We start from the raw sequence: 7,730 nt of genomic DNA, 5'->3' as shown, positions 1-7,730 counted from the left end.
GTCCCACCCCCGTGCCCCTCCGGCCGGGCGGGACGCTCGGGTAGGCACCTGCGCGCGCGGGGCACGGGGGTGGGACTTCGGCCGGCGGGGCCGCAGACGTGGGGCACGGGCAGTACCCGTGAACCTCGGGAGGGCCAGTGCGGTCGGGAGGCCAGTGCGGCCACCGTGGCTGCGGCCGGCCGCAGCCACGGTGAAGCCCGATCAACCGCAGCGTGAACCCAGGCCGGTCGGCAAGACGCGGCCTTCGCCGACGCGAACGAACGCACCCACTCGGCCTTGGCGTCGGCGCGCGGCGGGGGTCGGCCGCCGGGCCGCGACAGACAGCCGTGTCCCCCATCGGGTCAGCGCCGTGTTCCCCATCCTCGGCGCCGCGGGGGCCCCGACCGGCGTCAGGCGGGCTCGACCGAGAAGATCTCCAGGTCCCGTGGCGTGCCCTTCGCGCGGAACCAGCGTTTGCGGCGCACCTCGAAGCGCTCCGGGTCGAGCGCGTCGCGCACGGGGGCGGAGATCAGGACCTGCCCGCCGGCCGCGGCGTCGGCCACCCGCGCCGCCACGTTGACGTCCACGCCCAGGTAGTCGTGCCCGAGCTTGCGCGGCGTCCCCGCGTGCAGGCCGGCCCGCAGGCTCGGCCGGTGCCCGGAGATCTCCAGCTCGGCGACCCGTGCGCACGCCTCCACGGCCGCGTCGACCCCGGCGCCCGGGTCCGCGAACACGGCCATCAGGCCGTCGCCGAGGCGTTTCACCACCCGGCCGCCGCGGCGGGTGATCTCGGGCTCGGTCACGCGCCCGACCTCCCGCAGCAGGCGGAGCGCCGCGTCGTCGCCGGCTTCCAGGGCCCACGTCGAGAAGCCGACCAGGTCGGTGAAGAGGATGGTGATCCCGGCGGTTTCGGTGGCGTGCCGGGAGCCGGTGAACGCCTGCCACACCTGCACCGCGGTCAGCCCCAGCTCGCGGAGCACGCTCGGCTCCGGGCTGCCGGCCAGGGCGCGGGCCAGACGGTGCGACGGCAGCCGGCCCGCGGTGGACAGCGGGTCGCCCATCTCGCTGTCGCCGGGTGCGAGCCGCCGCACGAACCGCGCGGTGCGGAGCAGGCTCTCGCGCCGGTCGACCTCGCGCAACGCCTGGCCGAGCCTGCTGCGGCGGCCGCCGGGGGCCTCGTCGGTCACCGGCCCAGGATAGTGGGCGGCGATCACCCGGCGCGACGCGTCAGCGATCACCCTCGCCGCGGGCGGCCAGGGCCTCGCCCAGCTCGTCGGCGTGGCGGAGGGTCCGCACCAGGAACGGCACGGTGAACGCGACCACCGACCGGTCCGCGCCGCGTGCCTTCGCCGCCTCCCGGACCTCACCCGCGATGCCGGTCAGCGTCGCCACGGCCTGCAGCGTCAGGCCGACCAGCAGGCCGAGCCGCTCCGGCCGCACCCCGAACCGCCGCAGCGGCCCCAGCCCCCGCTCGACCGCGGCGACCAGGTCGTCCACCCGGGTGGTGAGGGTGACCAGGTTCGCGGCGGCCAGCGCGGCGACGATCCGCAGGCACACCACGACGGCCGGTTCCAGGCCGAGCAGCCACCACTGCAGCGCGAACACGACCACGACGAGCAGCCCGAGCGACCGCAGCAGCCCCCAGCACCGCCGCCAGGACACCCGAGCGACCCCATACCCGACGACGGCCACCGCGCACAACACGCCGAGCCACAACGGCGACCGCAACACGAAGATCACCGCGGCGAGCGCCAGCAGCGCCAGGAACTTCACCCCCGCCGGAGCCCGGTGCAGGACGCTGGTGCCCGGCTCGTACCAGGCGTTCATCCGGCCAGCCCCCGGCCGCGCCGGGAACCGTGGCCCGGCAACGGCCCTCTCGCACCCCGCACGGGTCGAGTGCCGCGAGAGGGCACAGGGGCAGCTCCACGCACCTCACCAACGGCCGAAGCCCGGTGCAGGAGGGCGGAGCCTGGCTCGTCTCGAACGGGACTGCGGCCCGGAGGCAGATCAACCAGCGGCCCGTCGACGCTGCGACCAGCTCCGGCCCGTGCGTGGTGCGGGCTCATGCGATCAGCTTCCGGTAGTGCGCCAGCGCCGCCTCCGGGGTGTCGTCCGCCGCGATGCGGCCCGCGTCCAGGACCACGACTCGGTCGAAGGCGTCCAACAGGTCCAGGTCGTGCGTCACCAGGACCACCTGTTGCGGCAGCCCGGCCAGCGTCTCCGCGAACCGGCGCTTGTTGCGCAGGTCCAGCAGCGTCGTCGGCTCGTCGCAGACCAGGATGTCCGGCTCCAGCACCAGCATCGCGCACAGCGCCAGCAACTGCTTCTGCCCGCCGGACAGCTGGTGCGCCGGATGATCGACATAGTCCCCCAGCCCGTAGCGCGACAGCACCTCCGCCGCCCGGGCAGCACGCTCCGCTTTGGACAGTCCGCTCCGGCGCAGCGAGAACGCCACGTCCTCACCGGCCGTGGGCATCACGATCTGGCTGTCCGGGTTGGTGAACAGGAACCCGACCCGCCTGCGCACCGCCCGGCCCTCGCGCACCGGGTCCAGCCCGTCGACCAGCACCCGGCCCGACGTCGGCGCCACCAGCCCGTTGATCATCCGCGCCAGGGTCGACTTGCCGGACCCGTTGGCGCCGACGAACGCCACCCGCCGCTCCGGGATGCGCAAGTCCACTTCGGACAGCACCACCCGCGCGCCGTAGCGGTGCCCGACGCCCTCGAACTCGATCATCCGGCCTCCCACCTCGTCGCGACGCCCACGCCGCCCCCGGCGGACAGCGCGGCCACGCCGCACCCACCGCCCCGCTGCCGCACCAGTGTGCCGAACAACCGCACCACCAGCACCGCACCCGAGGCCCCCCACGGGTGACCGAGCGCGATCGCCCCGCCGTCCGGGCTCACGATCTGCTCGTCGAGGCCCGCCGCGTCCAGACACGCCAGCGCCTGCCCGGCGAACGCCTCGTTGAACTCGACCACATCGGGCGTCCCGTCCAGCACGGTCCGCATCGCCGGCACCGCGCCCAGCCCGAGCCGGTTCGGGTCCACCGCCGACGTCGCCGACGCGACCAGCCGCAACCCCGGCACGCCGAGCCGCCGCTGCACCCGCTCGCTGACGATCAACACCGCCGCCGCGCCGTCGTTGATCCCGCACGAGTTCGCCGCCGTCGCGGTGCCGTCCGGGGTGAACGCCGGCCGGAACCGCGCCAGCCGGGCCTCGGTGAAGCCGTCCCGCGGACGCTCGTCCCGCGCGACCCCGCGCACCGGCACGATCTCCGCGTCGAACCGGCCCGCCCGCTGCGCCGCGACCGCGCGCGCGTGACTGCGGGCGGCGAACGCGTCCTGCCGCTGCCGCGAGATCCCGGCCTCCGCGGCGACCCGGTGCGCGGCCGGGCCCATGTCCGGGTCGCCGATCTCGGCCGGCGCGAACGGCGCGCGCGTGTAGAACTCGCCCGGCTCGCTGCTGCCGTCGACCCGCCAGGCGCGGAACGGCGCGGTCGAGGCGCTTTCCACCCCGCCCGCGAGGAACACCTCCCCGTCCCCGGCCCGGATCATCGCCGCGGCCAGGGTGATGGCGGCCAGCCCGCTCGCGCACTGCCGGTCCACGGTCACCCCGGGCACCCCGAGCCCGGCGCGCAAGGCCGCGACCCGCGCCGGATTCCCGCCGGGCCCGAACACGTTGCCCAGCACCACGTCATCCACTGTGGACAGACCGGCGTCGTCGAGGGCGCCGAGCAGCACGGGCGCGGCCAGCTCGTCCACCGGCACCCCACGCAGGGCGCCGAACGCGTTGCCGATCGCGGTGCGCCGCGCGGCGATCACGACGGGCGTGGTCACGGCAGCGGCTCCACGGACAGAGTCCCGAGCCGCGCGGCGGCGAGCGCCCGGGCCGGTTCATCGAGCACGGCCATCACGGCAGCCATGGTCACGTCAACGGCTCCGCGGGCAGAGTCCCCTCGGCCAGCCGCGCGGCGACCAGCGCCCGGGCCGGCTTGCCGGACGCGGTGCGTGGCAGCTCCTTGACCAGCAGCCAGCGCCGCGGCCGGTTCGCGGGCGCGAGCCGGTCCCGGGCGACCGCCCGCGCCTCACGCAGCCGCGCCGGCCCCTCGACGACCGCCGTGACCAGCTCGCCCAGGCGGGGGTGCGGCGTGCCGCTGACCAGCACGTCCACCACGCCGGGCGCGCTCCGCAGCACGGCCTCGACCTCCTCGGCAGGCACCAGCCGCCCGCCGCTGGACACCGTGGCCCCGGCCCGGCCCCGCACGACCAGCGCACCGGACGCATCGAACTCGACGAGGTCGCCCACGGTGGACCAGTCACCGGCCGCGCGCAGGTCGCCATCGCGCAGCTGCCCGGCGTAGGCCAGCGGAGACCGCACCCACAGCACCCCGTCGCGCACGTCCAGCTCCACGCCGGGAACGGGACGCAGCCCCCCGGCGCCACGCCGGATCGCGATCAGCGAGTGTTCCGCCGAGCCGTAGTACTCGATCAGCTCCGCCTCCGGCAGCACACGGGCGAACCGGGCACGGACCTCGTCGCCGAGATGCGCCCCGCCGCACACCACCGTCCGCAACCCGGACGAGCCACCACGCCGCTCCAGCACCGACAGCAGAGTGGACAGCATCGCCGGCACCAGGTGCACGGTCGCCGCCTCGGTCCGGGCCGCGGCCTCGGCGTCCCAGCGCGGCAACGTGATCACCGACCGGCCGCACCACCGGCCGTGCAGCGCGCCGAACAGGAACAGCGACGAGCTGAGCGGCCCGGGGATCAGCACCGGCCCGGGCAGCGGGCCGAGCGCGGCGAAACTGCGCAGCCACGAGTCCCGGGTGCGCACCAGGACCTTCGGGCTGCCGCTGCTGCCCGAGGTCGTGGGCAGGTAGAAGAACGTCTCCCCGTCGCCGGCCGCCTCGACCGGCTCGGCGGGGGCGGGAGCCGGGGCGGTGACGACGAGGTCCGGGCGAGCGTCGGCCAGCACCGCGGCCCGCTCGGTGGGCGTCCAGGACGGCTCGATCACCAGGGACGCGGCGCCCAGCAGGTCCGCGCCCAGGAACCACGGCAGCACGTCCGGCACGTCGAGCGCGACCCGCGAGCCTTCGCCGATCCCGCGGCCGGCCAGCCACCGCGCCGCGCCGTACGCCCGTTCGTCCGGCACCACCGTCACTCGCTCCGGGACGCCGATCCCACCAGCTTGCCGGGCAGCGCCCGGTGCACGACGGCGCCGATCAGGGCGACCGCGACGACCTTGGCCGCGTCGCCGGGCAGGAACACCAGCGACTGCACGGCCGCGGCGCCCAGGTCGCCGGTGTAGACGCCGAGGTAGGTGATGCCGAAGACGTAGTCGACGACCAGGCCGGCCGCGGCGGCGAGCAGCAGCACCGGCAGGTTGGCCCGCTTCAGCCGCGCCACGATCAGCCCCACCACCAGCGCCGACGGGATCCAGCCGATCAGGAACCCGCCGCTGGGGCCGATGAAGGGCGCGATCCCGCCGCGGCCGCCGGACAGCAGGGGCAGGCCGATCGCGGTCAGCGCGAGGAACAGCACGACCGAGGCGGTGCCGCGGCGCGCGCCGAGCACGCATCCGGCCAGCAGCGGGCCGGCGTTCTGCAGCACGATGGGCACACCGGAGCCGCCGACGTAGAGGCCCGGGAACAGCCCGAGCACGGCGATGAACGCGGCGAAGACGACGGTGCGGGCGAGGTCACCGGCGGGAAGGGTGGGGCGTGGCACGCGGGAACGGTAACCCGTGGCTCGCCGCGGTGGGAAAGACGCAGGTCACATTCAGCTGTGGTCGAGCCGGTGGAACACGATTTCCCGCACGAACAGCAGCACCGCGGCGGCCACCGGGATGGCCACGAGCGCGCCGACGATGCCCAGCAGCACCCCGCCGAGCACCACCGCGACGACCGTGACCAGCGCGGGCACGTCCACGAACCGGCCGATGATCTTCGGCGTCAGCAGGTAGTCCTCGACGAACCGGTAGACGATGAAGAACCCGACCGTGGCCAGGCACACCGGCCAGGACACGGTCAGCGCGGTCAGGCTCACCACGACCCCGGCGATGATCGCGCCGATCACCGGGATCAGGTCGAGCACCGCGAGCAGCAGCGCCAGCAGCACCGGGTACGGGATGCCGAAGATCGTGAACCAGATGAACCCCAGCACCCCGGCGATGATCGAGATGACGACGTTGCCCAGCACGTACGAGCCGACCTTGGCGAAGATCTGGTCGCCGATGAGGATCGCGCGCGGGCGGCGGGTGTGCGGCACGAACCGGTAGATCGTGGCGCGCAGCCGCGGGAAGTCGGCGAGGAAGTAGATCGTCAGGACGAGCACGATCAGCGTGTCGGTGAGCGTGCCCAGCACCGCGCGCCCGCTGCCGAGCAGGCCGCTGACCAGGGCCGGGTTGGGGTCGCTGAACGTGCTCTGGAGCCGTTGCTGCAGGTCGAACCGCGCGCTGACCTGGCCGAGCCACGAGCTGCGGTCGCCCAGCCGCGCCAGGTACTCCGGCACCTGGTCGATGAACCGGACGGCCTGCTCGACCAGGGGCGGGATCAGCGCGGCGAAGAACCCGGCGGCCAGGCCCAGCCCGCCGACCACGATCACCGTGACCGCCAGCGGCCGCGGCAGGCCGTGCCGGACGAGCCAGGACGCGACGGGTTCCAGTCCGATCGCCGCGAACAGCGCGACGCCGATGAGCACGAGCGTGCCGCTGGCGATGAACAGGAACCAGACCGCGCCGGCGGTGACCGCCGCCCCGGCGGCCGCGGCCATGCCCACGAAGAACGGCGAGCGCTTGTTCATCGGCTTGCCGGGCGGGCCGAGCGGGCGCTCCTCGCTGCTGATGCGATCGGCGACGGCCTCGGCGTCGGCGACCGGGCCGGTGATGGCGTCACGGGGCTGGCCGACCAGGTCGTCCGGCCCCTCGGAATCCGCAGCTGACGCCGCCACGCTGGGCGAGTAACCGGCGGAGGGGGTGGCGAAACCGGGCTGGTTTTCCTGGCGATTGACATCTAACATGTCAGTTGTGGAACGAGTCCGGCGCACGTTGCTGCGGGAAACCGCGCACCAGGTCATCCGGGACGCGATCGTGCGCGGCGATCTCGCCCCGGGCAGCGTGGTGCGCGACGCCGACCTGGCGCAGGAGCTGGGCCTGTCGCGGGCGCCGGTGCGCGACGCACTGGCCCGGCTCGCCGACGAGGGGCTGATCGAGACCAAACCGCAGAGCCACACCCGGGTCACCCCCCTGCTGTCCCGGGACGTCCGCGACGCGGCGGCCGTGGTGCGGGCGATGCACGAACTGGCCGCGCGCACGGCGGTCCCCCGGCTGACCGACGCCGACTGCGACGCGATGGCGGCCGCGAACGACCGCTTCGCCGCCGCGGCCCGCGCCGGAGACGTCGACGGGGCCCTGCGCGCGGACGACGACCTGCACGACGTGCTGGTGCGTGCCTGCGGCAACCGCGCGGTCGCCGCGACGATCGACCGCTACACGCCACTGATCCGCCGCCTGGAGCGGATCCGCTTCGCCGAGGGGGCCGGGCACCAGTCGGCGGAGCTGCACGAGCGGCTCATCGCGACCTGCCGCGTCCGCGACACGGCCGCGGCCACCGAGGTGACCACCGAGATCTGGCGGGAACTGGAAGACCTCGCCGACTGACCCCGCCCGCGAGTCCCACACTCCGGCGCGCGAGTCCCACGCTCCCGCCCGCGAGTCCCACCTTCCGGCGCGCGAGTCCCACACTCGCGCC

General features: G+C 75.1%; 8 protein-coding genes. 1 reads left to right on the top strand and 7 read right to left on the bottom strand.

Translation table 11 applies throughout. The features are described from left to right. Positions 1–389: 389 nt before the first annotated feature. From D0D15_RS34990 to D0D15_RS34960, 7 genes are all read right to left on the bottom strand, one after another. Positions 390–1,166 carry an adenylate/guanylate cyclase domain-containing protein gene (locus D0D15_RS34990; protein ID WP_094007156.1) on the bottom strand — a complete coding sequence of 259 codons (777 nt, stop codon included), beginning with the start codon at positions 1,164–1,166 and terminating at the stop codon, positions 390–392. A 40-nt stretch (positions 1,167–1,206) separates the two neighbouring features. Then, positions 1,207–1,806: an energy-coupling factor transporter transmembrane component T family protein gene (locus D0D15_RS34985; protein ID WP_094007015.1), complete on the bottom strand. Its 600-nt coding sequence runs from the start codon at positions 1,804–1,806 to the stop codon at positions 1,207–1,209. A gap of 235 nt (positions 1,807–2,041) precedes the next feature. Beyond that, positions 2,042–2,716, bottom strand: coding sequence for an energy-coupling factor ABC transporter ATP-binding protein (locus D0D15_RS34980; protein ID WP_094007014.1), 675 nt, complete (start codon positions 2,714–2,716; stop codon positions 2,042–2,044). After that, positions 2,713–3,819 (bottom strand): thiolase family protein, encoded by a 1,107-nt coding sequence (locus tag D0D15_RS34975; protein WP_115945071.1) that lies wholly within the window; start codon positions 3,817–3,819, stop codon positions 2,713–2,715. The genes D0D15_RS34980 and D0D15_RS34975 overlap by 4 nt, the downstream gene beginning before the upstream one ends. An 88-nt stretch (positions 3,820–3,907) precedes the next feature. Next, entirely contained in the window at positions 3,908–5,137 is a 1,230-nt protein-coding gene (locus tag D0D15_RS34970) for a class I adenylate-forming enzyme family protein (protein ID WP_115945072.1), read from the bottom strand. Positions 5,138–5,139: 2 nt separating this feature from the next. After that, positions 5,140–5,709 (bottom strand): biotin transporter BioY, encoded by a 570-nt coding sequence (locus D0D15_RS34965; RefSeq protein ID WP_094007010.1) that lies wholly within the window; start codon positions 5,707–5,709, stop codon positions 5,140–5,142. A gap of 51 nt (positions 5,710–5,760) precedes the next feature. Then, positions 5,761–6,930: an AI-2E family transporter gene (locus D0D15_RS34960; protein WP_115945070.1), complete on the bottom strand. Its 1,170-nt coding sequence runs from the start codon at positions 6,928–6,930 to the stop codon at positions 5,761–5,763. Positions 6,931–6,997: 67 nt separating this feature from the next. Between D0D15_RS34960 and D0D15_RS34955 the strand changes: the two genes are divergently transcribed. Further along, positions 6,998–7,639, top strand: a complete 642-nt coding sequence (locus D0D15_RS34955; protein WP_094007007.1) for a GntR family transcriptional regulator — start codon at positions 6,998–7,000, stop codon at positions 7,637–7,639. Positions 7,640–7,730 lie beyond the last annotated feature (91 nt).

The sequence above is a fragment of the Amycolatopsis thermalba genome, from assembly GCF_003385215.1.
GTDB classification, from domain to species: Bacteria; Actinomycetota; Actinomycetes; order Mycobacteriales; family Pseudonocardiaceae; genus Amycolatopsis_E; species Amycolatopsis_E thermalba.
The sequence above is the reverse complement of the archived record's forward strand: the minus strand, read 5'-3'. Positions and strand labels throughout refer to the sequence as shown.